The sequence below is a fragment of the Streptomyces sp. NPDC003036 genome (assembly GCF_040611175.1).
GTDB lineage: Bacteria > Actinomycetota > Actinomycetes > Streptomycetales > Streptomycetaceae > Streptomyces.
Window position 1 is genome coordinate 1 of record NZ_JBEXNO010000036.1, and the last position, 21678, is coordinate 21678.

26 protein-coding genes and 2 pseudogenes are annotated in these 21678 nt (G+C 72.6%); 10 read left to right on the forward strand and 18 right to left on the reverse strand.

What is annotated here, in order from left to right:
* Window positions 1-215: 215 nt before the first annotated feature.
* A complete protein-coding gene (locus ABZX67_RS24385) occupies window positions 216-2039 on the reverse strand; it encodes an IucA/IucC family siderophore biosynthesis protein (RefSeq protein ID WP_355363591.1) in 1824 nt (607 codons plus the stop codon).
* A gap of 211 nt (window positions 2040-2250) precedes the next feature.
* On the opposite strand from ABZX67_RS24385, the gene ABZX67_RS24390 reads away from it, so the two are divergent.
* Window positions 2251-3786, forward strand: a complete 1536-nt coding sequence (locus ABZX67_RS24390; RefSeq protein ID WP_355363593.1) for an MFS transporter — start codon at window positions 2251-2253, stop codon at window positions 3784-3786.
* A 171-nt stretch (window positions 3787-3957) separates the two neighbouring features.
* Here the strand turns inward: ABZX67_RS24390 and ABZX67_RS24395 are convergent, their stop codons facing one another.
* Both ABZX67_RS24395 and ABZX67_RS24400 read right to left on the reverse strand, forming a co-directional pair.
* Window positions 3958-4437, reverse strand: coding sequence for a hypothetical protein (locus ABZX67_RS24395; RefSeq protein ID WP_355363595.1), 480 nt, complete (start codon window positions 4435-4437; stop codon window positions 3958-3960).
* Window positions 4434-4676: a hypothetical protein gene (locus tag ABZX67_RS24400; RefSeq protein ID WP_355363597.1), complete on the reverse strand. Its 243-nt coding sequence runs from the start codon at window positions 4674-4676 to the stop codon at window positions 4434-4436. The genes ABZX67_RS24395 and ABZX67_RS24400 overlap by 4 nt, the downstream gene beginning before the upstream one ends.
* 108 nt (window positions 4677-4784) lie before the next feature.
* Here ABZX67_RS24400 and ABZX67_RS24405 point away from each other — a divergent pair, with 108 nt between their 5' ends.
* The 3 genes and pseudogenes from ABZX67_RS24405 to ABZX67_RS24415 all read left to right on the forward strand — a co-directional run bounded on the left by ABZX67_RS24405 (window position 4785) and on the right by ABZX67_RS24415 (window position 6315).
* On the forward strand, window positions 4785-5543 hold the full coding sequence (locus tag ABZX67_RS24405; protein ID WP_355363599.1) for a GntR family transcriptional regulator: 759 nt from the start codon (window positions 4785-4787) through the stop codon (window positions 5541-5543).
* A gap of 88 nt (window positions 5544-5631) precedes the next feature.
* Window positions 5632-6158: pseudogene (locus ABZX67_RS24410) on the forward strand (HD domain-containing protein); the annotation flags it as partial.
* Window positions 6159-6171: 13 nt separating this feature from the next.
* On the forward strand, window positions 6172-6315 hold the full coding sequence (locus ABZX67_RS24415) for a DUF6879 family protein (RefSeq protein WP_355363758.1): 144 nt from the start codon (window positions 6172-6174) through the stop codon (window positions 6313-6315).
* Between the two features lie 406 nt (window positions 6316-6721).
* Here ABZX67_RS24415 and ABZX67_RS24420 read toward each other — a convergent pair whose 3' ends face one another.
* Entirely contained in the window at window positions 6722-6997 is a 276-nt protein-coding gene (locus ABZX67_RS24420; protein WP_355363601.1) for a hypothetical protein, read from the reverse strand.
* Window positions 6998-7260: 263 nt separating this feature from the next.
* On the opposite strand from ABZX67_RS24420, the gene ABZX67_RS24425 reads away from it, so the two are divergent.
* On the forward strand, window positions 7261-7578 hold the full coding sequence (locus tag ABZX67_RS24425) for an Imm51 family immunity protein (protein ID WP_355363603.1): 318 nt from the start codon (window positions 7261-7263) through the stop codon (window positions 7576-7578).
* Window positions 7579-7604: 26 nt separating this feature from the next.
* On the opposite strand, the pseudogene ABZX67_RS24430 reads toward ABZX67_RS24425, so the two are convergent.
* The 6 genes and pseudogenes from ABZX67_RS24430 to ABZX67_RS24455 form a co-directional block, all read right to left on the reverse strand.
* Window positions 7605-7715: pseudogene (locus ABZX67_RS24430) on the reverse strand (IS630 family transposase); the annotation flags it as partial.
* Between the two features lie 161 nt (window positions 7716-7876).
* Window positions 7877-8335, reverse strand: a complete 459-nt coding sequence (locus ABZX67_RS24435; protein WP_355363605.1) for a hypothetical protein — start codon at window positions 8333-8335, stop codon at window positions 7877-7879.
* A gap of 143 nt (window positions 8336-8478) precedes the next feature.
* Window positions 8479-8787: a hypothetical protein gene (locus ABZX67_RS24440; protein WP_355363607.1), complete on the reverse strand. Its 309-nt coding sequence runs from the start codon at window positions 8785-8787 to the stop codon at window positions 8479-8481.
* A gap of 10 nt (window positions 8788-8797) precedes the next feature.
* Window positions 8798-10894, reverse strand: coding sequence for an iron ABC transporter permease (locus ABZX67_RS24445; protein WP_355363609.1), 2097 nt, complete (start codon window positions 10892-10894; stop codon window positions 8798-8800).
* Entirely contained in the window at window positions 10894-11898 is a 1005-nt protein-coding gene (locus ABZX67_RS24450; RefSeq protein ID WP_355363611.1) for an iron-siderophore ABC transporter substrate-binding protein, read from the reverse strand. Before ABZX67_RS24450 ends, ABZX67_RS24445 begins: the two co-directional genes overlap by 1 nt.
* Before the next feature lie 61 nt (window positions 11899-11959).
* Window positions 11960-12778, reverse strand: a complete 819-nt coding sequence (locus tag ABZX67_RS24455; RefSeq protein ID WP_355363613.1) for an ABC transporter ATP-binding protein — start codon at window positions 12776-12778, stop codon at window positions 11960-11962.
* Between the two features lie 252 nt (window positions 12779-13030).
* Here ABZX67_RS24455 and ABZX67_RS24460 point away from each other — a divergent pair, with 252 nt between their 5' ends.
* The 4 genes from ABZX67_RS24460 (at window position 13031) to ABZX67_RS24475 (ending at window position 14695) form a co-directional block, all read left to right on the forward strand.
* Window positions 13031-13474, forward strand: coding sequence for a hypothetical protein (locus tag ABZX67_RS24460; RefSeq protein WP_355363615.1), 444 nt, complete (start codon window positions 13031-13033; stop codon window positions 13472-13474).
* A gap of 162 nt (window positions 13475-13636) precedes the next feature.
* The gene (locus ABZX67_RS24465) at window positions 13637-13993 is read left to right on the forward strand and encodes a PRC-barrel domain-containing protein (protein ID WP_355363617.1); all 357 of its coding nucleotides are present in this window, start codon (window positions 13637-13639) and stop codon (window positions 13991-13993) included.
* A gap of 33 nt (window positions 13994-14026) precedes the next feature.
* The gene (locus ABZX67_RS24470; protein ID WP_355363619.1) at window positions 14027-14197 is read left to right on the forward strand and encodes a hypothetical protein; all 171 of its coding nucleotides are present in this window, start codon (window positions 14027-14029) and stop codon (window positions 14195-14197) included.
* A 48-nt stretch (window positions 14198-14245) separates the two neighbouring features.
* On the forward strand, window positions 14246-14695 hold the full coding sequence (locus ABZX67_RS24475) for a hypothetical protein (protein WP_355363621.1): 450 nt from the start codon (window positions 14246-14248) through the stop codon (window positions 14693-14695).
* A gap of 7 nt (window positions 14696-14702) precedes the next feature.
* On the opposite strand, the gene ABZX67_RS24480 is transcribed toward ABZX67_RS24475, so the two are convergent.
* Together ABZX67_RS24480 and ABZX67_RS24485 are read right to left on the reverse strand one after the other, a co-directional pair.
* Window positions 14703-15587, reverse strand: coding sequence for a universal stress protein (locus ABZX67_RS24480; protein ID WP_355363623.1), 885 nt, complete (start codon window positions 15585-15587; stop codon window positions 14703-14705).
* Between the two features lie 44 nt (window positions 15588-15631).
* Window positions 15632-15811 (reverse strand): hypothetical protein, encoded by a 180-nt coding sequence (locus ABZX67_RS24485; RefSeq protein WP_355363625.1) that lies wholly within the window; start codon window positions 15809-15811, stop codon window positions 15632-15634.
* Between the two features lie 104 nt (window positions 15812-15915).
* Between ABZX67_RS24485 and ABZX67_RS24490 the strand changes: the two genes are divergently transcribed.
* Window positions 15916-16266, forward strand: coding sequence for a J domain-containing protein (locus ABZX67_RS24490; protein WP_355363627.1), 351 nt, complete (start codon window positions 15916-15918; stop codon window positions 16264-16266).
* Window positions 16267-16280: 14 nt separating this feature from the next.
* Here the strand turns inward: ABZX67_RS24490 and ABZX67_RS24495 are convergent, their stop codons facing one another.
* From ABZX67_RS24495 to ABZX67_RS24520, 6 genes are all read right to left on the reverse strand, one after another.
* Window positions 16281-16862, reverse strand: coding sequence for a YdeI/OmpD-associated family protein (locus ABZX67_RS24495; RefSeq protein WP_355363629.1), 582 nt, complete (start codon window positions 16860-16862; stop codon window positions 16281-16283).
* A 44-nt stretch (window positions 16863-16906) separates the two neighbouring features.
* Window positions 16907-18295, reverse strand: coding sequence for an NAD(P)/FAD-dependent oxidoreductase (locus tag ABZX67_RS24500; RefSeq protein ID WP_355363631.1), 1389 nt, complete (start codon window positions 18293-18295; stop codon window positions 16907-16909).
* Between the two features lie 14 nt (window positions 18296-18309).
* Window positions 18310-19080 (reverse strand): TrkA family potassium uptake protein, encoded by a 771-nt coding sequence (locus ABZX67_RS24505; protein ID WP_355363633.1) that lies wholly within the window; start codon window positions 19078-19080, stop codon window positions 18310-18312.
* On the reverse strand, window positions 19073-20428 hold the full coding sequence (locus ABZX67_RS24510) for a potassium transporter TrkG (protein WP_355363635.1): 1356 nt from the start codon (window positions 20426-20428) through the stop codon (window positions 19073-19075). The genes ABZX67_RS24505 and ABZX67_RS24510 overlap by 8 nt, the downstream gene beginning before the upstream one ends.
* Window positions 20429-20448: 20 nt before the next feature.
* The gene (locus tag ABZX67_RS24515) at window positions 20449-21306 is read right to left on the reverse strand and encodes a GNAT family N-acetyltransferase (RefSeq protein WP_355363637.1); all 858 of its coding nucleotides are present in this window, start codon (window positions 21304-21306) and stop codon (window positions 20449-20451) included.
* Between the two features lie 95 nt (window positions 21307-21401).
* A complete protein-coding gene (locus tag ABZX67_RS24520; protein WP_355363639.1) occupies window positions 21402-21647 on the reverse strand; it encodes a hypothetical protein in 246 nt (81 codons plus the stop codon).
* Window positions 21648-21678: the final 31 nt, after the last annotated feature.

Below are 21678 nucleotides of genomic sequence, written 5' to 3' on the forward strand. Positions count from 1 at the left end.
CGGCCCTGGCCTCGGCGACCCCGGCCTCGCGCCGGGGCGCCCGCCGGGAGGGGCCCGGCGGGGCGGCGGGCGGCGCCGGCGGCGTCGACCGCCTCGGTGAGGGTGGCGAGGACCTCGGCGAGGCCCTCGTGGGAGGCGGCGAGCACGGACGGCGGGAAGGGAGAGAGCAAGGGACGAGTGGGTCGGGTCTGGGCCAACGGGGTCACGCTGCCTCCTCAGTCCTCGGCGAGCGGGTTGGGGTGCGTGCCGTTCGGGTACAGCGCGTGGCGCAGGGCGCGGTCGGTGTACCGGGTGACCACGATCCGGTCGCGGTTGAGGCCGTACCGGGGGATCTCCGGGGTGAGCAGGTCGTACTCGGCGAACCGCCCGGCGAGCTCGGGGAACCGCTTCCGGAACTCCGTCTGGAAGTCGAGGATCGTCTGCCGGACCAGCCGCCAGAACGTTTTCTCGGGTACGCCGAGCTGGTCGGCGCAGAGCGGCGCGAGGTAGCGGAAGTGGCCGACGAAGACCTGGTCCATGACGTGCTGCTTGATGATCGAGGGGTGCTTGCGCGGCAGCACGTGGTCGTGCCCGTCGGGCTCGGGGCCGCGCTCCGGCACGTCGGTGAACGACACGCACACGTCGTCCACGAAGTCCTTGAGGTAGAGCCGGACCGGTACGTCGTTCTCGTCGTACCCGAGCAGCGTGTTCTGGCCGTGCGGGTTGAAGGTGACGCCGTACCGGTACAGCACGTGCAGGATCGGCGTGAGCAGCGTGTCGAAGAGGCGCCGCAGCCACTCCTGCGGGTCCAGGCCGGAGGCGCGGACGAGCTCGGCGACGAACGCGTCGCCCGCGCTGTCGACGTGCAGCAGCGAGGCGAAGGTACGCACCCGCTCGCCCTGGTCCTTGCGCGCGGAGACGGAGTCGCGCCAGATGCAGCCGAGGGTCTCCAGGTGCTGGTAGGGCGCGTCCTGGAGTTTCGACAGGTAGGGGTGCTGGACGGTGACGGAGGCGACCTCGCCGAGGAAGACCGTGCGGCAGGTCTCGGTCAGGAACGGGTCGCGCTCGACGAGCCCGCGCAGCCACTGCGTGACGACCGGGGCGCCCATGGTGCAGTGCGGCGGTATGCCGCGCCAGACCAGGGTGTTGAGGATTTTCAGCGGCAGTTTGACGTCGTACCGCTCGGGCGTGGTGGCGTTGGCCATCGTACGGATCGACTGGCCGGGCAGGTACGAGTCCGTGCTCTGTCCCAGCGGGATGATGCGGCGCTGCGCGACGTCGGCGGCGTGCGTGATCTGCACGGCGTGGTCCCACTGCCAGGGGTGCACGGGCATCCACACGTAGCCCTGCGGGTCGACGCCGGCGTCCTCCAGGACGGCGGTGAACCGGGCCCGGGTCTCCGGGTCCAACTCCTTTTCCAGGATGGTCGTTTCGGACAGTTCGGAGGTGCCCCGGAACTCGGCGAGGCCGCGGTGGACGGCGACCCACTGGAGTGTCAGCGGCTGCGCGGACTCGGGGGCGTACTGGCGTACGTCGGTGGCGGAGAAGCCGATCCGGCCCTTGTTGGCGACGAGGAGGTTGTGGCCGGTCATCCGGCACTCCAGCTCCGTGTGGCCCAGGGCGCGCAGCTCGGCCACGGTCTCGCCGCCGTGGGTGAGGCGCGCGGCGTCGACGGCGAGGGTGGCGGAGAGCTCGGTGAAGTAGGTGGCGATGGTGGAGGGGTCGCTGCCGATGGTGGAGGCCGCCTCCATCAGGAACTGCTGGGCGTCCCAGGCCGGTTGGGCGATGGAGTTGCCGAGCATGCTGGTGGCGGTGCGGGTGATCGAGTCCGGGTCGACGCGCAGCCAGCCGAAGGCGCCGGGCGTGGCGTCGAACGCGTACGTGGTGCCGCTGTCGAGGTCGACGCGGTAGCCGCCTTCGCCGGTCTCGACCGCTTTCAGCATGTCCTCGAAACACCACTCGCCGAGCGCTTTGGCGAGGAGGCGGCGGTTGGCCTCGCGCCAGGCCGCGGGGGCCACGTCGGGCAGAGCGGGCACGGGATGGTCGGCGGAAAGGGGCATCAGGCAGCTCCGATGTCTGGCCGGATCATTGCGCTCGAACGTCTGGACGTCCGGGCGGGGCTAGATTAGGTTAGGCTTACCTTACGGACAAGGTCAACTTTCAGCCACGCGGCACGCCACGGGAGTTGACGGTTCGTCAGGTCTGGTTCGTTGCCGCCGCCACGTGGGCTTCCACCCCCCGCCCGGACCCGAATTTTGGAGGTGCTCAGCGGTGCCTTCCCGCCGACGCACGCCCCGATGGACCTTCGCCCTCGTCAGCGCGGGTGGCGTGATGATGACCCTGGACGTGACGGTGGTGAACGTCGCCCTGTCCGGTATCGCCCGCGACCTGGAGAGCGGGCTCGGCCAGGTCCAGTGGACCGTCTCCGCGTACTCGCTGGCCTTCGGCGCCCTGCTGCTCAGCTCGGGCGCGCTGTCCGACCGCATCGGGCGCCGAACCGTCTTCACCGCCGGGATGGCGCTTTTCACCCTCGCTTCGGCCGGATGTGGTCTTGCGCCCGACGTCGGCACGCTCATCGCCGCCCGCGCCGCGCAGGGAGTCGGCGGCGCGCTCGTCTTCGCGCCCACGCTGGCGCTGATCGCCGCCGCCTATCCCGAAGGGGCCCGCCGCCAGGGCGCGATAGCGGCGTTCGCCGCCATCGCCTCCGCGGCGGGGGCCCTCGGGCCCGTGGTCGGCGGGGTCCTCGTCGACCTGCTCGGCTGGCGGTGGATCTTCCTCGTCAACGTGCCCATCGGGGTACTGGTGGTGGCCGGCGCGCTGGCCCGCATGCCCGAGTCGGCCGCCCCACGCGACACCCGGCGCCGCATCGACCCGCTCGGCGCGCTCCTCGGCGTCGGGGCACTGCTGGCGCTGCACTACCCGCTGGTCGCCGGGCCGGAGGCGGGGTGGGCGTCGCCGCAGGTGGTGCTCTCGGCGGCCGTCGGCGTCGGTCTCGCCCTCGCGCTGGTGGCCAGCCAGCGGCGCGGCGACGGCCTCATCGACCTGGCGCTGCTGCGGGTACGGGCCTTCTCGGGCGCGGCCCTGCTGGGGTTCCTCGCCCGGCTGACGAGCCTGGGCGTGCTCGCCTTCGTCACGCTGTGGCTCCAGTCGACGCACGCGTACACGCCGCTCGAAGTGGGCCTGCACCTCCTGCCGTTGACCGGCAGCCTGCTGATCGCGGGTCTCTTCGTGGCACGCCTCCAGCGCCGCTTCGCGGCGGACGCGCTGGTGGCGGGGGGCTTCGCGGCGCAGGGCGCGGGGCTGGTGCTGCTGGCGGTGGCGGGCGCTTGGGGTTCGGCGGGGCCGGGCTCTCCGACGGCGGGCGCGGCCACGGTCATCGGCCTGGTGCTGCTCGGCATCGGCGGGGCGGTCATCTTCCCGCCCCTGATGGGCGTGGCCGTGAGCGCCGTCCCGGCCGACCGCGCCGGCATGGCCTCGGGCCTCACCAACGCCTGCTACCCCCTCGGCACCGCGACCGGCATCGCCGTCTTCGGCGCCCTGTTCTCGGCCCGCGTGGGCGAGGGCCTCGGCCCGGAGGCGGGCGTGCGGGCCGCCGTCGAAACCGGCCGCTTCGAACTCGTCCCCGCCGCCCTCCAGCCCCTGGCCCGCTCGGCCTTCTCGGGCGGCTTCACCGCGGTGTGCCTCGCCGCGGCGCTGGTCTGCGCGGTGGGGGTGCTGGCGGCGCGGACGCTGCGGCCGGAGCCGGAGGTGCCCGTGGACGCCGCCGCCCAGGAGACGCCGTCGGCCCGGATGGCGGAGGCGTCGTGATCAGGCTGTCGTGGCCGGACACGGGGGCGCCCGTGCGCGGGCCGCAGGTCTCGTGCCGGTAGTTGTCCGGGTGGACACCAGATCCAGCCTCGATGGGCTCGATCCGGACGGCCTCGCCCCAGATCGGGCGGTCGCAGTGCACGCAGAACACCCGGCCGGACGCCGCCGCCGTCATGACCGCCCCCGCGCGTACGCCCGCAGCAGGTGGGCACGCAGCAGATCGGAGTCCGTGAGTACGCCGTCGCCGACGGGCGGGTACAACCACGTCCGGCCGCGGCGGCTCATACCCGGCGCCGGGCAGAGCAGCGCGCCGCCGCGCCCGGCGCACACGGTGCCGCGCAACGGCTCCCAGGTGGCAGCGGTGCCGACCGGAACAAGGAACTCGACGGCCTGACGCGGGCGGCAGTACAGCACCGGCCCCAGCGACACAGCCGCGTTGGCCAAGGCATCAAGGGCGCGCACACCCAGGCACTCGGTGGCGCGCACGACGTCGAACCGCACGCCGAGCGGCACCTCCGCGAGGGAGTAGGCGCTGTCGGCCCACGCGGTCAGGATGATCGACGGCGGATCCTTCACGGAGGCGAGCCACATGGCTCCGGGCTCCTCTGCTTGCGGAATCGCCGGCTGGGTGCGGCACGCAGGATCACTCATCGGTCCACCTTGTCCAGTTCGGCCCATACGGTCGTGCGGTTCTCGCGCCGTTCGTGCCCATACCGGTCGGCGCGGTCGAGGGCGAGGAGGATCGCCCGTCTCTGCGTGCCGCCCAGGTGATCGGGAAGGGCGGCCTCGATGCGCACGCGCCCGGGCGCGTCTTCGATGGTCGGCTCGACGCCTGTGGCGGCAATGAGCATGCCGACGATGGCGGCGGTCTTCGCCTTGTCGCTGGGCACAGCTCTCCCTGCAATCAAGGCATCACGCTTCGTGATGCTGAGTATTCAGCTTCGACCTGATGCATTAGCTTTGTCAACATCGACGTGTACGACCCCGGAGCCGCGCATATGCCCCGCGAGACCCACTACCTTCAGGTGGCCGACCAGCTGCGCGCCCGGATCAAGTCCGGCGAGTGGGCCGTCGGCGCCAAGCTCCCCAGCCGCGCCCGCATCGCCGCCGAGTACGGCGTGGGCCAGAACGTGGCCCAACGCGCGATGGAGCGGCTCATCATCGAAGGCCTTCTCGAAGGCCGAGCTGGGTCCGGCACCTATGTTCGTCGTCCGCGTGAGCGCCTCCGGATGGTGCGGTCACGACACCGCGAGCAGCGAGGCGGTAGCCCGTTCCGCGCCGACATGCAGGAACAAGGAAGGGCGGGTACGTGGGAGTCGCACAGCACCGCGCGCGTTCCGGCGCCCGAGCACATCGCCGAGCGGCTCGCCATCGCCCCGGGCGACCTCACCGTGCACACCCACTACGAGTTCCTCGCCGACGGCCAGCCCGTGCAGCTCTCCGAGTCCTGGGAGCCGATGGCCATCACCGACGGAACCCCCATCGTGCTGCCTGAGATGGGCCCGCACGCGGGTGCCGGGGTCGTGGAGCGGATGAGGTCGATCGGCGTCATCATCGACGTGGCCGTCGAAGTACCACGCCCGGCGCGGGCCACGCAGGAGCAGGCCAACCTGCTGGGCATCTCCGTCGGCGATCTGATCACCCAGATCGAGCGCACCTACTACGACGCGGAAGGTCGCCCGGTCGAAACCGCGGACATCATCGTGGCCGATGTGCGATGGGAGATCGCGTACGAGATCGGCATTCAGCACGACTGACCGCGCCCGGCAATGAGGTTGGATGGGCGGGAGCTGGACGGCATCCGGTACGCGATCCGCCTCGCCGAGGCGTGAGAGGAGACGGACGGTGGCTGAAGACCTGTCCGCGGTGGCCCGCTTCCTGTACGAAGCGGGGACGCTCAAGCACGCACGACGCACCGGCTGGTGGATGGCGGGCGTGCGGACCCGGAGAGCGTCGCGGAACACGCCTGGCGCACCTCCCTCATCGCCTCGGTCATCGCCAAGCTGGAAGGCGCCGATCCGGCGCGCGCCGCTCTGCTCGCGGTGTGGCACGACTCGCAGGAGACGCGCACGGGGGACGTCAACTACCTCGGACGGAAGTACGCGCCGCAAGCCGATCCGCAGGCGGTCACTGCCGACCAGCTGACCGGCATGCCAGAGGTGCTCGCCTCGGCGGTACGGGAGCTGGTCGCGGAGTACGAGGGCAAGGAAAGCCGCGAGGCGGTGTGCGCCCGCGATGCCGACAAGCTGGAGTGCATGCTCCAGGGCCTGGAGTACAAGGAGCAGGGGTACGGCAACGCGCAGCGCTGGGTCGACAACAGCCGCGACCGGCTGGTCACCGACACGGCCAAGCGCTTGGCGGAGGAACTGCTGGGCCAGAACGGACCTGCGCTGGAACCACTTCACCGGCGACGGCGCATCAGCCGGGCCGGAGGAGACAGAAGATCCGGTTTGCGCGGAACTATGCGCCTCGGCATTCGAGGCGGTGTGGGAGCGGGCCATCCCGCACGAGCAGTACGAGATCCACTGATCACCGGACAGGCCGGCTCATGCCCATCTCTCCGCCCTCGTCGGCACAGGCAGCGCGCGAAGTAGTCGCGCGACGCCTGCGTGACCTGCGTAAAGAGGCAGCCCCGGACGCCACAGGGCCAAGGAGGTGTCTGGTTAATCGATCTCGTGGCCGGTCGCGGGGAGCTCACGTATGTGGGTGGGAGCAGACCTTTGGCGCGCCGACCGCACCAGCCCGCGGAACGGTCGGAAGCATGGGCCGGCGCCGCCGGGTTCGTCCCGGAATCCGGCAAGCACGAGGAGCTGCCGTCCTGCTCGCCGATGTAGAAATACTCCGCCACTGCGGTCGAGGACACCAGGGCGGTGGGGGCGCGCTCGGTCAACTCATCGGCGAGTGACCGGGCCATCCCACCGTCCTCGGTGTCGTACTACGTTGCGGTGAAGTAGCGGGCGGCTCCGTCGTGCCGCCCCGCGAAGCGGTAGGGCAGGTAACAGTCCGACGGATCGGCCGAGTACAGCGCCTGGATGGCACTGCCGAGGCTTTGCTGGGTGCGAGGGTCGGCGGCGAAGGTCCGGTGCGCTTGGGGACTGGTCCATTGGGCGAAGTTGAGGATGGTCCGGCCGTCGGACCCTGCCAGACAGTGCCGCGCAAGGTACGCGGCTGGCAGCCGGGCCTTCTCCCAGGCATCCATGACGCCGGACATGACCTTCTACTGTTGTTCGAGCCCGCTGATGTGCCATAGCGACGCCAGGATGAGGCCCGCGTCCGGACGGGCAGGATCGGGCAGTGCGACCGGCCGGAGGCCGTCGGCGAGGGCAGTCATGACCCCAGCCTCCATCGACGCGGACCTTGGGTGGGTTCACGGAGCCACAGTCAGCTCACCACGCCCCACCGCAAGATCAATGGAGCGGACAAGGGGTTTTACGGGCCGGTCAGCCTGTGCACCGGGCATGGGAAGATTCCGCCGTGTCTCTCAGACTGAATGACTTTGACGGCGAGCACTCGCTGACACTCGCTGCAGGCGACCTGGCCGCCGATGCTGCAGTAGTTGCCGCCGGGCACGAACCGAATGGGTACTTCTGGGAAGGTCTTGTGCGGTTCGCCTGGCCGGATCTCGCTGAGTGCCTCGACTTCGACAGCGAGGGCGGCATGTTCTGTGCGCTCGGGAGCTTGAGTGACCTCACGCAGCTCAAAGCTGCCCTGGAGCCCGTGATCTCCCATTCCCACGCAGTTCGCGAGATCGTTGCCCGTGCCGAGGCGGCAGGCTTCGAGTTCGACGACTAATGCTGTGACCAGCAGGTCTGCCGGGTTCAGGCCGCAAGCTGGAAAGGTCTGCCGCCCCAGCGGATGTGTTTCTCGCTGCGGGTGCGCGCGCGTTCGCGTCGTTGGGCGGCGAGGACGTCGGGATGTCGGGCGTTCTCAGGAACTGGCGCTTCCCCACCGAACGATCTGCTGCAGCTTCTGCCCCTCCTGCTCGGTCAGCCGGCGAACTCGCACCGGTGCTGCCCTGCCGCCCCCTGCCACAGGCCGTCACCGACACCCAGCACAACGAGCGACCCGGCAAAGGTCCCCGGCCACAACACTAGGAAGCCCCGCGGCGGAAGAAGCGCGCCAGAGTCCGAGGGGACCCGGCGACGACGGCGAGCGCCACGCGCCCGTGCCGCCGGAGCTGGGAGGGGCCCAGAAGCGGTGCCCGCATCACCCACAGGGCGAAGACAACGTGGCCCGTGGCGGGGAAGAGCAGGAGCGGCGGGAAGAAAAACAGAAACCACAGGGGGAGCATCAGGAGCCCCACGAGCGGTCCTCGGAAAGCCATGCCGGTGCGGGTGTTGGCCAGCCCGTAGACGAAGCTGATGAGGAGGGAGGGGGCTCCGATCACTAGGGCGAAGGACGCCCAGTCCTGGAGGATGCCCGGCTCTCCCGGCAGCGAGGCTTCCATGGCCCACAAGGTGAGCGCGAAGACGAGGGCGTAGCGGACCACCAGGTCGACAAACCGCAGCCCGATGACCCCCAGGTTCCGCCACGGTGTACTCGCGTCCACGGATCGCCCCCCTGATGGCATGCCTCGTCGGGGCCACCCGCCAGTGCGGAGCGGCCGTCGGCCTCCATCCTGCCAGCCATATTGAACGCGTTCAATTAGGAGCGTGCACGGACCGCCATCGGCGTACCCTCCTGGGACCGAGGTCAGTGGAGTGCGCACTCCCACGGCTCGAAGTCCGGCTCGCCCGGCGGCAGCTCCCCCGTGCAGTACCGGTAGAGCCAGGCCGCGGCCCGGCGCCCGGCATGGTCCTCGTTGACCGGCTCCCCCTCCTCGTCCAGTTCGAGGACGTGGGCGAAGACGGCGAAGCAGATCTCCATCTGGGAGGGCGACTCGCGCAGTTCCTGCCAGTAGTCGACGCCCTCCGGCATCGGGTGACCCACCGAGCCACGGGTGAGCCACCCGGCGAAGCGCCGGATGGCTCCCGAGGCACCGCGGCTGAGGCGTGCGGGCATGCGGAGAGCCTCACACCTCCCGCGTCCGCCGCAGCAGCCACACCAGGTACGGCGCTCCCACCAGCGCGGTGACGATGCCCACCGGGATCTCCGTCGGGGCCAGCAGCCACCGGCCCAGCGCGTCCGAGGAGACCACCAGGACGGAGCCGAGCACCGCCGCCATCGGCACCATGCGGGTCGTGCCGCTGCCGACGACCCGCCGGGCGAGGTGCGGGGCGACCAGGCCGACGAAGCCGACCGCGCCGACCGCCGCAGCCGTGCCCGCCGCGAGGACCGCGCCGGCGCCGAGGACCAGCAGCCGGGCGCGGCCCAGTTCCAGGCCGAGGGCGCGCGGCAGTTCGTCGCCGAGCGACAGCAGGTTCACCGGCCGCGCGGCGGCCACCAGCGCCACCGCGACCAGCGCGGGCACCGCGAGCCAGGCCAGCGCCGAGAAGTCGCGGGCGTACGTGCTGCCAGCGAGCCAGCCGAGCGCCGCGGAGATGTTCATCTGCGCGCCGACGACCATGATGTTGACCAGGGCCATCGCGGTGGCGGCCGCGCCCAGGCCGACCAGCACCACCCGGGTCGGGTCGAGCCCGCCCCGCCCGCCCTTGGCGCTGCCCCGCGCCACCAGCAGCACGACCGCGAGCATCAGCACGCCGCCGACCGCGGCCGCCGCCGGCAGCGCCACCAGCGGCGCCGACGGTACGACGAGGATGACGGCGACCGCGCCCAGCGAGGCCCCGCCGGTCACGCCGACGAGTCCCGGTTCCGCCAGCGGGTTGCGGACGACGGCCTGGACGGCGGCGCCGGCGACGGCCAGGCAGGCCCCGGCCAGGGCGGCGACCAGGACGCGCGGCAGCCGGTAGGCCACCACGGACTCGGTGATCTGGTCGGCGGTGGAGAACAGCGCGGTGACGAGCCCGCCCCAGCTGATCTGTACGTCGCCGACGCGCAGCGAGACCGCGATCGCCAGCGCCAGCGCGGCCAGCCCGCCGCCGAGGACGACGGCGTACGCCGGAGCGCGCCGCTGGTCGGAGACCGCGACCGCCGCGCCCGTGTCGGCGTCTCCGGTGCTGACCCGGCGCGCGAGCAGCATGAAGACCGGGCCGCCGATCAGCGCCGTGACCACGCCGACCGGGATCTCGGCGGGCTGCGTCGCGGACGGCCGCACGATCAGCTGCGCCGCCGCGTCCGCGCCGAGCACCAGCGCCGACGCCAGCAGCGCCGCCATGGGCATCATCGCCGCGTGCGCGCGGACGCCCAACTGCCGTACGACGACGGGCGCGATCAACCCGACGAAGCCGATCGGACCGGCGAGCGAGACGGCGGCCGCGGACAGCAGCACCGCGACGAGGAAGGCCGCCGGGCGGACGCGCTCGACGCGTACGCCCATGGCCTGGGCGGTCTCGTCGCCGAGCGACAGCAGGTCCAACGGCCGGGCCAGCAGCGGAGCGATCAGCGCGCCGGCGACGACGACCGCGCCGAGGACGAGCGGCCGTTCCAGACCGGACTGCATCAGGGTGCCGTTGCCCCAGAAGAACAGCCCGCGCGTGGCGTTCACGTCGAGCATCTGGAGGAACTCGGCCCCCGCGGTGGCGGCCAGCGCCACCGTCGCACCGGCGAGCAGCACCTTGCCGGGCGTCATGACGCCGCCGCTGCTGAGCGCGTACACGACGGCGACCGCGACGAGACCGCCGAGGAACGCCGCCGCGCCGCCGGGCAGCGGGCCGAGGCTGATGCCGGTGAAGGCGACGAGCACGACGGCGAGGTACGCGCCCGCGTTGACGCCGAGGGTGTCGGGCGCGGCGAGCGGATTGCGGGTGGCGCCCTGGACGAGCACGCCGGAGACGCCGAGGGCGATGCCGACGACGAGGCCGGTCAGCGTGCGCGGCAGACGGCTGCCCATCAGCACGTCGTGGGTGCGCGCGTCGCCGTGGCCGAGGAGCAGGTCCACGATGTCGCCGATGCCCACGCCGGACACCCCGAGACCGAGGTGCACCACGGCGACCAGGCACAGGAGCAGCGACAGGGCGCCGCCCACGAGCAGGGCCCGTGGGCGGCGGCTGCCGAGCGGACGCGGACGCGGACGGGCGGGTGCGTCCGCCGTCAGTCCTTCCCGAGCCATCAGACCTTCAGGGCCTTGCCGGTCTCGTCGAGGATGTGCAGCGCCGACAGCGGGCCACCGAAGAGCCAGGTGCCCGGGTCGAGCGGCAGCGCCTTGTCGTTCGTGACGAACGGCAGGCCCTTCCAGACGGCGTTGTCCTTGAACGCGCCGGTGAAGGGGTTGTCGTTGTCGGCGGCGACGTAGAGGAAGGTGGCGTCCTTCTCGACCTGGGTCAGGCCCTCGACGCCGACGGTGGTCATGCCCCACGCGTCCGGCTGGCCCTTCCAGCCGTTCTTCATCCCGGCCAGGTTGAGCACCTGCGGCGCGATGGCGTCGTCCGTGAGCATGCGGATCGAGGCGGTGCCGTTGGCGGTGAAGCCCTGCGCGAGCGCGTATTTCATGCCGCCCTTGCCGGCCTTGTCGAGGCGCGCCTTGAGGTCGGCGGCCTTGGTGTCGATCTGCTTGGTCACCTCGGCGGCCTTGTCCTCCTTGCCGACCGCCTTCGCCAGCTCGCCGAAGTTCTTCTTCATCGTCTCGAGCTGCGGCTTGGTGGTGTACGTGAACGACAGCACCGGCGCGATGTCCTGGAGCTGCTTGAGGTTCGCCTTGGACCGGTCGTTGTCGATCACGATGAGGTCCGGCTGGAGGGCGCGGATCTTCTCCAGGCTGGGCTCGTTGCGGTTGCCGACGTCGGTGACCTTGCCGGGGAGGGCCGCGCCCTTGGCGGTGATCCAGGTGCCGTAGCCGGCGTTGTCGGCGTTGCCGGCGGGGGTGACGCCGAGGGCGACGAGCTCCTCGGTGTACGTCCACTCCAGCGCCACGACCTTGGTGGCGGGCTTGTCGAGGGTGACCTTGCCCTGCGCGGTGTCGACGGTGATCTTGCCGCCGGCGGCCTTGTCGGCCCCGCCGGTCTTCTTGTCTCCGCCCGCGGTGTCCCCGACCGTGCCGCCGCCGCAGCCGGTCGCGGTGAGTATGAGGGCCACGGCGGTACCGCCGGTCGCGAGGGCGCGCAGCATTCTCTGCATGGTCGAACTCTCCTTGTGCCTTGGGTAAGGGATGACGCGGGCGGTTGAGGAAGCGGCGCTCTCAGGAAGCGGCGGACTCCCCGAGGGACGCCTCGGACCGCTGCGGGAAGCAGGCGAGGTAGCCGGTCTCCGGATCGCGTACGACGCTGACGCGCAGGCCGAAGGCGCGCTCGATGACGTCCGGGGTGAGTACGTCGTCGGCCGCGCCCGCCGCGGCGATCCCGCCGTCCGCGACCACCACGACGTCGTCGGCGTACGCCGCCGCCTGCGTCAGGTCGTGCAGCACGACGCCGCAGGCGATGCCGTGTTCGCGGGCGAGGCGCCGTACCACGTCCAGCACCTCGAACTGGTGGCGCATGTCGAGGTACGTGGTCGGCTCGTCCAGCAGCAGGACCCCGGCCCGCTGGGCCAGCACCATCGCCAGCCAGGCGCGCTGGCGCTCGCCGCCGGACAGTTCGTCGAGCCGGCGCTCGACGAGCGGCGCGGCGTCCGTGACCTCCAGGGCCCAGTCGATGGCCTCGGTGTCCTCGCCGGTGTGCCGGGCGAGGGCGCCCCGGTGGGCGTAGCGCCCGTGCCGTACGAGCTCACGGACGGTCACTCCGGCGGGGGCCTGCGAGGTCTGCGGCAGGAAGGCGAGGCGCTGGGACAGGGTGCGGCGCGCGAACGAGTCGAGCGGCGCGTCGTCGATGCGTATCTCGCCGGCGAGCGGCGGCAGCAGGCCCGCGACAGTGCGCAACAGGGTCGATTTTCCGCAACCGTTGGGCCCGACGAGCACGGTGATCGCACCGGCCCGCAGCGAGAGGTCCACCTGCTTCAGGACCGGACGGCCGCCACCATGCCCGACCTCAAGGTTTTTCGCCACCAGGCGGACATCGCCCATGGACTCCACGTCCCTTCCCCTCGGCCGGACCAACGGCGCCACCATACAACTTAGGTAAGGCACACCTTAGAGATGTCACATGAATCCGGCCGCTTGTGACCATGTCGAAATCTCCCGCACCCCCACGCGCCCCCTCCTCGCCCGTCACCACGCTTGCCCCGCCCGGAACTTGGGTATACGCGGGCGACGGATCGAGCCGCCGTCGCCCAGGGCGCCTGCCGCCGGGACGGCCGGGATTGTAGGGTCGGCCGCATGACGAAGCCTGATGACCTGCTCGTGGACGTCGCGGCCACGGTGGAGTCCCAGCGGTCCAATCAGATGTCGCTGACCGTCGTGGTGAACGGCGCCGTGATCACGGGGCGGCTCGCCCCCGAGGCCGTGTGGCGCGAGCGCGTCGCCGAGGTCCTGCGGGACTCGGACCGGCTGGGCGCGTTCGCCGGCGTGTTCGGCGACGCGGCCGCCACACGCGCCGAAGCCGAAGCCGAGGCCGAGACCGACACCGAGACCGAGACCGAGACCGATGGTGCCGGTGGCTCCGGTGGCTCCCGCGGCTCCGCCCCCTCGCACCTGCACTTCCACGTCGCCCGGATCCTCCAGGGCACGGTCGGCATCCCGGAGACCGGCGGGATGTACCGGGTGGCCATCGAGGACGTCAGCGCGTGGACGGTGGGCGACTTCAGCTACACCGACGGCTGAACGCGCGCTCCGGGCGGGCGCCGCCGGGCTCCGTGTGGCGGCGCCCGGCGCGCCGGGGCAGGCTGGACAGGGAGAGAGCGGCCGTCACGAGCGGGTGCCCGGCACCCGCGTGTCGCGTGGTCGTTCGCCCATGGCCCAGCATCCGCGCAGAGGGCGGCACGCATGATTCGGTCAGCAGACATACGCGAGTGGCGCAACCACGACGTCGTCGACCTCAAGGGCCACAAGATCGGTGTGCTGGAGGCGGTCTACGTGGACACCGGCACCGACGAACCGGCCATGGCCACCGTACGCACCGGCCTGCCCACCCGGCAGCGCCTGGTGTTCGTGCCCCTCGGCGAAGCGATCGCCGGACCGGACTACGTCAAGGTCCCGTACGCCAAGGGCGAGGTCCGCAAGGCCCCGTCCATCGACATGGACGGCGTGCTCCCGGCCGACGGCGAGGAAGCGATCTTCCAGCACTACGGCCTGCCCTACGCGGCGGGCGCCAACGGCGAACGCAGACTCGCCCGCCGCTGACGCCGCCGATCTCCACCAGGAGGTGCTCCACCCATGGCGTTGTTCCTGTTCCTGATCCTGATCGCCATCATCCTCGGCCTCATCGGCGTCGTCGTCGAGGGCCTGATGTGGCTGCTGATCATCGGCATCGTCGTGCTCGTCGTCGACGTCATCTTCTTCGCCGTCCGCTGGTCCCGCCGGGGCCGTACGCGCCCCATCAGATAGGGCAGGCAGGGCATGGAGGGCAGGTAGGCAAAGGCAGGGCTCGGGGCGATGGCCGCGCCGCATCGCCACCGCTTCCACCTCGACCAGGAGGGCCACTCCATCACCGTCCTGCTCGGGCGGGCCGCGCACGACGTCGAGGTCCTGGTCGACGGCAAGGTGGTCGCCGTCCGGCACGAGCACGGCCGCGGCGGCCTCGGCGGCCGGGGCGTCCGCGAGCTGGCCGCCGAGCTCCCCGGCGAGCAGCCCGGCGACCCGCCGCGGCCCTTCACCGTGCTCGTGGAGGACGTGGACGGCACGCCGCTGTGCGTCATGGTGCGCGGCGGCATCCGCTACCTGATGCCGCGCGTGCCCCTGCTGCCCGAGCCGCCGCCGTACGGCCCACCCGGCGCGGCCCACCCCCTGCGGCGGATGCGCGGCCGGGTGCGCCGCTGGGTGCGGCGGCTCCTGCGGCCGGTACGGCGCGGGGTCCGGCACGCGCTCCGGCGCCTGCGGCGCTGAGAACTCCCTAGCCCTCGGCGTCGGCGTCCGCCGTCGGGACCACCAGCACCGGGCAGTGCGCCGTGTGCAGGACCTCCGCGCTGACCGAGCCGAGCAGGAGCCTGCGCAGCCCGGTGCGGCCGCGGGTGCCGACGACGAGCAGCGAGGCGTCGCGCGCGGCCTCCACCAGGAGGCTCGCGGGGCGGGTGTGCTCGATGCGCACGTCGGCCTCCACCCCCGGGTGGCGGTCGCGGCGCAGCTCGGTCTCCTTGCGGAGGAAGGCCTCGGCGCCGTCGTCCATGACCGAGAAGTCGGGCGGCACCATGCCGACCGGCCCGGTCGGGACCATGCCGGGGTGGTACGCGCCGTGCACGACCTCCAGCCGCGCCCCGCGCAACTCCGCCTCCGTGTACGCCAGGTCGAGCGCGGCCAGCGACGCCTCCTCGGTGTCCACACCGACCACGACCCGGTTCTCCCGGGGACCCCCGAGGCCCCCGGACTCCCCGGTCTCGCCCGCCTCTCCCGGGCGTACGACGATGACCGGGCACTCGGCGTGCGTGGCGACCTGCCAGCTGACCGACCCCAGGGGCAGCCTCGGGAAGCCGCCGCTGCCCCGGTGGCCGATGACGATCATCGCGGCCTCGGCGGAGCGCTCGACCAGCACGGCGGCGGCGTGCCCGCGGGGCAGCTCACCGGCCACGGTGAGCTCCGGGAACTCGGACCGCACGGTCCGCTCGTACCGCTGGACGAGTTCCTCCTCCGTCCGGGTGACGGCGTCGCCGTCGGCCCGCACCACGTGGACGATGCGCAGCGCGGCGCCGTGCAGCACCGCCTGGCCCGCCGCGAACCGTATGAGGTCCTCCTGGCCGGGCGAGTCCTCCACGCCGACGACGACCGTGTTCGTGTCGCTCATGTCTGCTCCGTTCTCCATCGAGGACGAGACGGAACGCGTACCCGCTAAGCCCGGCGGGTAAGGCCGGGCCGGCGGGGCGAGCTGCTGAGGCCGGCGCGCAGCCGGTCGTACCGCTCGACGTCGGTCCAGAGGTCGAGCGAGTTCGGGCGCGAGACGTACCAGGCCCAGACGCCGACGCCGACCGCGGCCATCAGGGGAACGAGCAGCCAGACCAGTGCCTCCATGGACGGACTCCCTTCTCACGCGGACTGACACTTGACAAGGGCTCGCTCAATTTTTATATCCCGGAAGTGAGCAGGATGGAACCCGGGACGGGAGGTGAGGGGCGGTGGCGACACCCCCGCGGCGCAATCCCTACACGGTCCTCGGCGTCCCGCCGACGGCGTCGGACGCACGGGTCACCGCCGCTTTCCGGAGGCTCGTCCGCACCCTCCACCCGGACGCGGCCCCCGACGATGGCCCCGACCAGCCGGGCGCCCGCGAGGAGCTGGACCGCGTGGTGGCGGCGTACGCCCTGCTGCACGACCCGCAGCGGCGGGCGGCGTACGACGCCGCTCACGCGCGACCGGCCGCCCGCCCCCGGCCCGTGCTCCGTACCGACCCGCTCGACGAGCCGCCGCTGCGCGCGGGCCCCGTGCGGGTGGAGCCGCTCCGGGACCTCCGTCGAAGAGGCCGGTGAAGCGGTCGGGCCGGTCAGGCCGGTGAGGCGCCCGCCGTACGCAGCGAGGCGAGCGCCTTGTCGAGCCGGGCCCGCCGGCTCTCCGGGGTGGCGGCCTGGAGCAGCGGCAGGATCAGCAGGTACCGGCCCGTCTTGTCGAGCGCCTCGAAGGCGCGCCGGGCGTCGGGGTCCGCGTCGAGCGCGGCCGCGAGGTCCGGCGGAACGGTGGCCGTACGCTGCGACGCGTACGCCGCCTCCCACCGCCCGTCGGCCTGGGCCTTGCGCACCTCCGCCAGGCCCGGCTCGCGCATCCGCCCGGCGGCGATCAGCGCTTCCACCTTCTCGACGTTCACGCGCGACCACAGGCTCCGGGGCCGGCGGGGCACGTACTTCTGGAGGTAGTGGCGCGCGTCGAGGGACCGCCGCCGGCCGGAGATCCAGCCGTAGCAGAGGCCGATGTCGACCAGTTCGTCGGAGGTGACCGACGGAACGCCGGAGCCCTTCTTCGCCACCCTGATCCACACGCCCTCGTGGCGGGTGTGGTGCTCGGCCAGCCAGCGCTCGAACGCCTCGCCGTCCGCGCACGCGATGATCTCGACCCCGTTGATTTCTTCCATGCCTCAGGCTATCCCCGGCCGCGCTCCGCCATGGTGACGGTCCGTCAGCTCATATGGAGGTCGGCGAGCGCACTCTCCACCGCCCGGTGGAAGGTCGGGTACGCGAACATCATGTGGCGCAGCCGCGCCACCTCCACTTCCGCCTCCACCGCGACCGCGAGGCCGTACAGCACCTCGCCGCCCGCCGGGCCCGCCGAGGTCGCGCCGACCAGGACGCCCCGGTCGGCGTCGGCCACCACCTTGACGAACCCTTCGTTGCCCGCCTTGTGGATCCAGCCGCGCGTCGACGACTCCACCCGCGCCATTCCCGTGCGCACCCGCAGGCCGCGCTCGCGCGCCGCGTGCTCCGTGAGCCCCACCGAGCCGACCTCGGGGTCGGTGAACGTCACGCGCGGCACGGCCCGGTAGTCGGCCTCCGGACCCGGTTCGCCGAGGATGTCGCGTACGGCGATCTCCGCCTGGTACATCGCCACGTGCGTGAAGGCGCCGCGCCCGGTGACGTCGCCGACGGCCCACACGCCGTCGGCTCCGACCGCCCGCATGCGCCCGTCGGCCTCCAGCGCGCGGGCGCCCTCCGTGTCGATCCCGACGGTCTCCAGGCCGAGGCCGCCCAGGACGGCCCGCCGCCCGGTGGCCACCAGCAGCCGCCGCGCGTCCACCTCCTCACCCCCGTCGAGCGCGAGCCGGAAGCCGTCCCCGTCATGGCGCACGCCCGTGGCGCGCGCCCCGGTGCGCACGGTGAGCCCCTGCTCCCGCAAGACCCCCGCGACGAGCTCGCCCGCCTCCGGCTCCTCCGCCGGCAGCAGCCGGTCCGCCGCCTCCACCACCGTCACCGCCGTACCGAACCGGGCGAACGCCTGCGCCAGCTCCACGCCGACGGCGCCGCCGCCGAGCACCAGCAGGGAGTCCGGGGCCTCCTTCGCGGAGACGGCGTCGCGGTTCGTCCAGTACGGGACCGCGTCCAGCCCGGGCACGGGCGGCGCCTGCGGGCGGCTGCCGGTCGCCACCACGACCCCGCGCCGGGCGGTGTAGGTCTCGCCGCCCCTGCCCTCGCCGTCGACCTCCACACGGCCCGGCGCGGTGATCCGGGCCCGTCCGCGGACGAAACGGCCGCCCTTGCCGGTGAAGCGGTCCACGGCCGCGCGGTCGTCCCAGTCGTCGGTCGCCTCGTCCCGGATGCGCGCCGCGACCTGACCGAAGTCGGGAGCCGCCGACGCCGTTCCGGCCATGCCGGGGACGCGGCCGGCCTCGGCGAGGAGGTTCCCGGCGCGGATCATCATCTTGCTCGGGATGCACGCCCAGTACGGGCACTCCCCGCCGACCAGCTCCGCCTCCACGCCGACGACGTCGAGCCCCGCCTCCGCCAGCCGCCCCGCGACGTGCTCGCCGCCCACGCCCATCCCGATCACCACGACGTCCGTCTCACGCGCCATGCGATGCCTCCCAGTCAGCTCAGTTCCGCGAAGGTCTCCACCGCCTGCGTACGGCCGGTGACGACGATGACGTCGCCGCGCTCCATGACCGTCTCGGCGGTGGCGTACGTGAAGTCCTGCCCCGGCCGCTTGATGCCGACGACCGTGACGCCGTACCGGCTGCGCACCTGGCTCTCGCCGAGGGGGATCCCGGTGGCGCTGGCGGGGGCCACGGTCTTGACGAGCGCGTAGTCGTCGTCGAACTGGATGAAGTCGAGCATCCGCCCCGTGACGAGGTGGGCGACGCGCTCGCCCATCTCGTGCTCCGGCAGCACCACATGGTGGGCGCCGAGCCGTTCGAGGATCTTGCCGTGCAGGCGGCTGATCGCCTTGGCCCACAGGTTGGGCACGCCGACGTCCAGGAGGTTGGAGGTCACCAGGATGCTCGCCTCGACGTCGGTGCCGATGGCGACGACCGCGCTGGGGAACTCGTCCATGCCGAGCTGGTACAGCACCTCGGGGTCGGTGCAGTCGGCGACGGCGGCGTGGGTGAGGGTGTCGCTGTGCTGCTGGACCAGGTGCGGGTCGGTGTCGACGCCGAGGACGTCCCAGCCGCGCCGCGTCAGCTCGTGCGCGAGCGAGCTGCCGAAGCGGCCCAGGCCGATCACGGCCACGCGCTGGTCGCGCGGCGGCCCGGCCGGACGCCGGTCCGCCCCGGCGGTGTGCCGGGCTTCGGCGGTGTCGCGCGAGGCGAGCCGTTCGCGGCGCCGTCGGCGCCGGTCGAGGAAGTGAAGGCGCTCAGCCAATGACGGGTCGCTCCTCCGGTAGCTGGTAGCGGCGGGTGCGCTCGCGCAGGGCGAGGGCCGAGACGAGCGTGATGGGCCCGAGCCGCCCCACGAACATGAGCATGATCAGGATGAGCCGGCCCGGGGTCGAGAAGTCCGCCGTGATGCCCGTGGTCAGCCCGACGGTCGCGAACGCCGACACCGCCTCGAAGAGCACCGCCTCCAGCGGCGCCGCGTGCAGCGACTCCAGGGCCAGCGCCGAGGCGACGACCAGCCCCACGCCCAGCAGCGCCACGGTCAGCGCCTGGCGCAGCGTGTGCGGGGCGAGCCGGCGGCCCATCGCCTCGGAGTGCGGCTCGCCGCGCACCTCGGCGAGCATCGCCACGCCGAGCACCGCGAAGGTGGTCACCTTGATGCCGCCGGCGGTGCCCGCGCTGCCGCCGCCGATGAACATCAGCATGCAGCTCAGCAGCAGCGTGGAGGCCCCCAGGCCGCCGATGTCGAGGGCGTTGAAGCCCGCGGTGCGGGTCATCGCGGAGTGGAAGAAGCCGTTCAGCACCCGCTCGCCCGTGTCGAGCGGCCCCAGAGTCGCGGGGTTGTTCCACTCCAGCAGGCAGGTCAGCACCGTACCGACGACCAGCAGCAGGGCCGTGGTGAGCAGCGTCAGCTTGGTGTGCAGCGACCAGCGCCGCCGCCCCGTCGTACGCCGCCGGCGGCGGTGGCGCACCACCTCCAGCAGCACCGGGAAGCCGAGGCCGCCGAGGATGACGGCGGCCGCGACGGGCAGCGTCACCCACGGATCGCGGGCGTACGGCGTGAGGTTGTCGGCGTGCAGCCCGAACCCCGCGTTGTTGAACGCCGACACCGCGTGGAAGAACCCCGAGTACACCGCCTCGCCGACGCCCCGGTCGTACCCCAACCGCAGCCGCAGGGCCAGGACGGCCCCGATCGCCAGCTCCACGACGAGCGTGGAGACCGCCACGCCGAACAGCACGCGGCGTACGTCGCCGATGCCGAGGCTCTTCGTCTCCGCCGCCGCGGTCAGCTGCATCCGCAGGCGCAGCCGGCCCGACACGAGCAGGGCGAGCAGCGAGGCCAGGGTCATGATGCCGAAGCCGCCGACCTGGATGAGCGCCAGGATGACGCCCTCGCCGAAGCCGCTCCAGTACGTGCCGGTGTCGACGACCACGAGCCCGGTCACGCACACGGCGGAGGTGGCGGTGAACAGCGCGGTGACGGCGTCCGTGGCGTGGCCGTCCTGGGTGGCGGGCGGCAGGGCCAGCAGCGCCGTACCGGCGAGGACGGCGACGGCGAAGGCCACGACGACCGTACGGGCCGGGTGCCTGGTGAACGTGCGCCGCCGGTACACGGGAGTCGTCGTCGGCGCCGTCAGTACAGGATGGAGGGGAGGTAGGCGCCGTCCGGTTCGTTGTAGAGACCGATGGTCATCAGGCTCATCAGCTGCACCACGCGCAGTTTGTGCCCCAGGCACCACTGGAGCAGCGCGCTGTTGCGCGCGGGGACGAGGATGCCGGGGCCGCCGAAGGCCTCGGCCGCGCCGATGAGCGCGCGGATGTCCTCGGTCGTCTCGCCCACGGCGTGGGCGAAGAAGGCCAGGTCGGTGGCGTAGCCGGTGATGCGGCCCTCGTGCTCGACGACGCGGGCGGTGCCCTGGGTGACGGCGTCGGCGAGTTCGCCGCCGCGGTCGACGCCGTGGACGCGGCGGCACAGGTCGTCGCAGGCGGGGCGGTCCTCCTCGCGCGCGGGCCGCACCAGGTAGCCGGGCACGGCGACGCCGATCGGCGCGCCCTGGAGGCAGGCCACCGTCTCGCGGAACTGGAAGCCGAGGCCCGCGTACAGCGCGAACGAGCGGGAGTGGTAGCCGCTCTGGAGCAGCCGGATGCCGGGGGCGCCGCGCTCGGCGGTCCGGTCCATGACGTCGCGCATCAGGCGGCGGCCGACGCCGCCGTCCTGGACCTCGCAGTCGACGGTGATGGGACCGACGCCGACGACCGGGGAGCGCTCGTCGAGGAAGTTGCTGCCCACGACGCGGCCGTCGAGCTCGGCGACCACGCTGTAGAAGCCGGGGTGGTTCAGCAGCATCTCGGCGGTGCCCACCCCGACCTCAGGGGTGGCGAAGTCGGGCGGGAAGCCGTGCTCGCGGGCGATGGCCGCGAAGGCCTCGTAGCAGATCCGGCCGCATGCGGCGGCGTCGTCGGGCCTTCCGGGACGCAGTACGAGATCCACGGCTGGTCTCCTCGGGAGAGGCGGTTCGGGGGCGGTGCGGTCGGTCCGTGCCTGTCCCCATCAAACGCCGGGCCCGCCGACCCCACAATCGGGCTTCACCCGGCCGCGACGGCCATCAGCGCTCCCCACAGGATGGTGACGACGGCCAGCACGAGCATCACCGTGCGCCAGGCGGCGGGGACCGACACCCGGAATGACGGCCGGTACGACAGCCGCAACGGCAGCCCGGGGAGCTTGGGGAGCCTGGGAAGCCTCCGCGTGTACCGCTCGCACGCCCGCAGGAGCGCGTGGGCGAGGGCGCCGGGCACGCCGCCGCCCTCCCGCATCTCGAAACCGCTCACACCCCCGGCAACGACCTGCGGCGACGCAAAG

Excerpts from the sequence above, each read along its gene's own strand:
- ABZX67_RS24485 (WP_355363625.1), bottom strand. The coding sequence starts at position 15,811 with ATGGAGGCACTGGTCTGGCTGCTCGTTCCCCTGATGGCCGCGGTCGGC.
- ABZX67_RS24500 (WP_355363631.1), bottom strand. The coding sequence starts at position 18,295 with ATGGCGCGTGAGACGGACGTCGTGGTGATCGGGATGGGCGTGGGCGGC.
- ABZX67_RS24460 (WP_355363615.1), top strand. The coding sequence starts at position 13,031 with ATGACGAAGCCTGATGACCTGCTCGTGGACGTCGCGGCCACGGTGGAG.
- ABZX67_RS24405 (WP_355363599.1), top strand. The coding sequence starts at position 4,785 with ATGCCCCGCGAGACCCACTACCTTCAGGTGGCCGACCAGCTGCGCGCC.
- ABZX67_RS24470 (WP_355363619.1), top strand. The coding sequence starts at position 14,027 with ATGGCGTTGTTCCTGTTCCTGATCCTGATCGCCATCATCCTCGGCCTC.
- ABZX67_RS24450 (WP_355363611.1), bottom strand. The coding sequence starts at position 11,898 with ATGCAGAGAATGCTGCGCGCCCTCGCGACCGGCGGTACCGCCGTGGCC.
- ABZX67_RS24440 (WP_355363607.1), bottom strand. The coding sequence starts at position 8,787 with ATGCCCGCACGCCTCAGCCGCGGTGCCTCGGGAGCCATCCGGCGCTTC.
- ABZX67_RS24465 (WP_355363617.1), top strand. The coding sequence starts at position 13,637 with ATGATTCGGTCAGCAGACATACGCGAGTGGCGCAACCACGACGTCGTC.
- ABZX67_RS24420 (WP_355363601.1), bottom strand. The coding sequence starts at position 6,997 with ATGTCCGGCGTCATGGATGCCTGGGAGAAGGCCCGGCTGCCAGCCGCG.
- ABZX67_RS24495 (WP_355363629.1), bottom strand. The coding sequence starts at position 16,862 with ATGGAAGAAATCAACGGGGTCGAGATCATCGCGTGCGCGGACGGCGAG.
- ABZX67_RS24395 (WP_355363595.1), bottom strand. The coding sequence starts at position 4,437 with ATGAGTGATCCTGCGTGCCGCACCCAGCCGGCGATTCCGCAAGCAGAG.
- ABZX67_RS24475 (WP_355363621.1), top strand. The coding sequence starts at position 14,246 with ATGGCCGCGCCGCATCGCCACCGCTTCCACCTCGACCAGGAGGGCCAC.
- ABZX67_RS24455 (WP_355363613.1), bottom strand. The coding sequence starts at position 12,778 with ATGGGCGATGTCCGCCTGGTGGCGAAAAACCTTGAGGTCGGGCATGGT.
- ABZX67_RS24445 (WP_355363609.1), bottom strand. The coding sequence starts at position 10,894 with ATGGCTCGGGAAGGACTGACGGCGGACGCACCCGCCCGTCCGCGTCCG.
- ABZX67_RS24480 (WP_355363623.1), bottom strand. The coding sequence starts at position 15,587 with ATGAGCGACACGAACACGGTCGTCGTCGGCGTGGAGGACTCGCCCGGC.
- ABZX67_RS24385 (WP_355363591.1), bottom strand. The coding sequence starts at position 2,039 with ATGCCCCTTTCCGCCGACCATCCCGTGCCCGCTCTGCCCGACGTGGCC.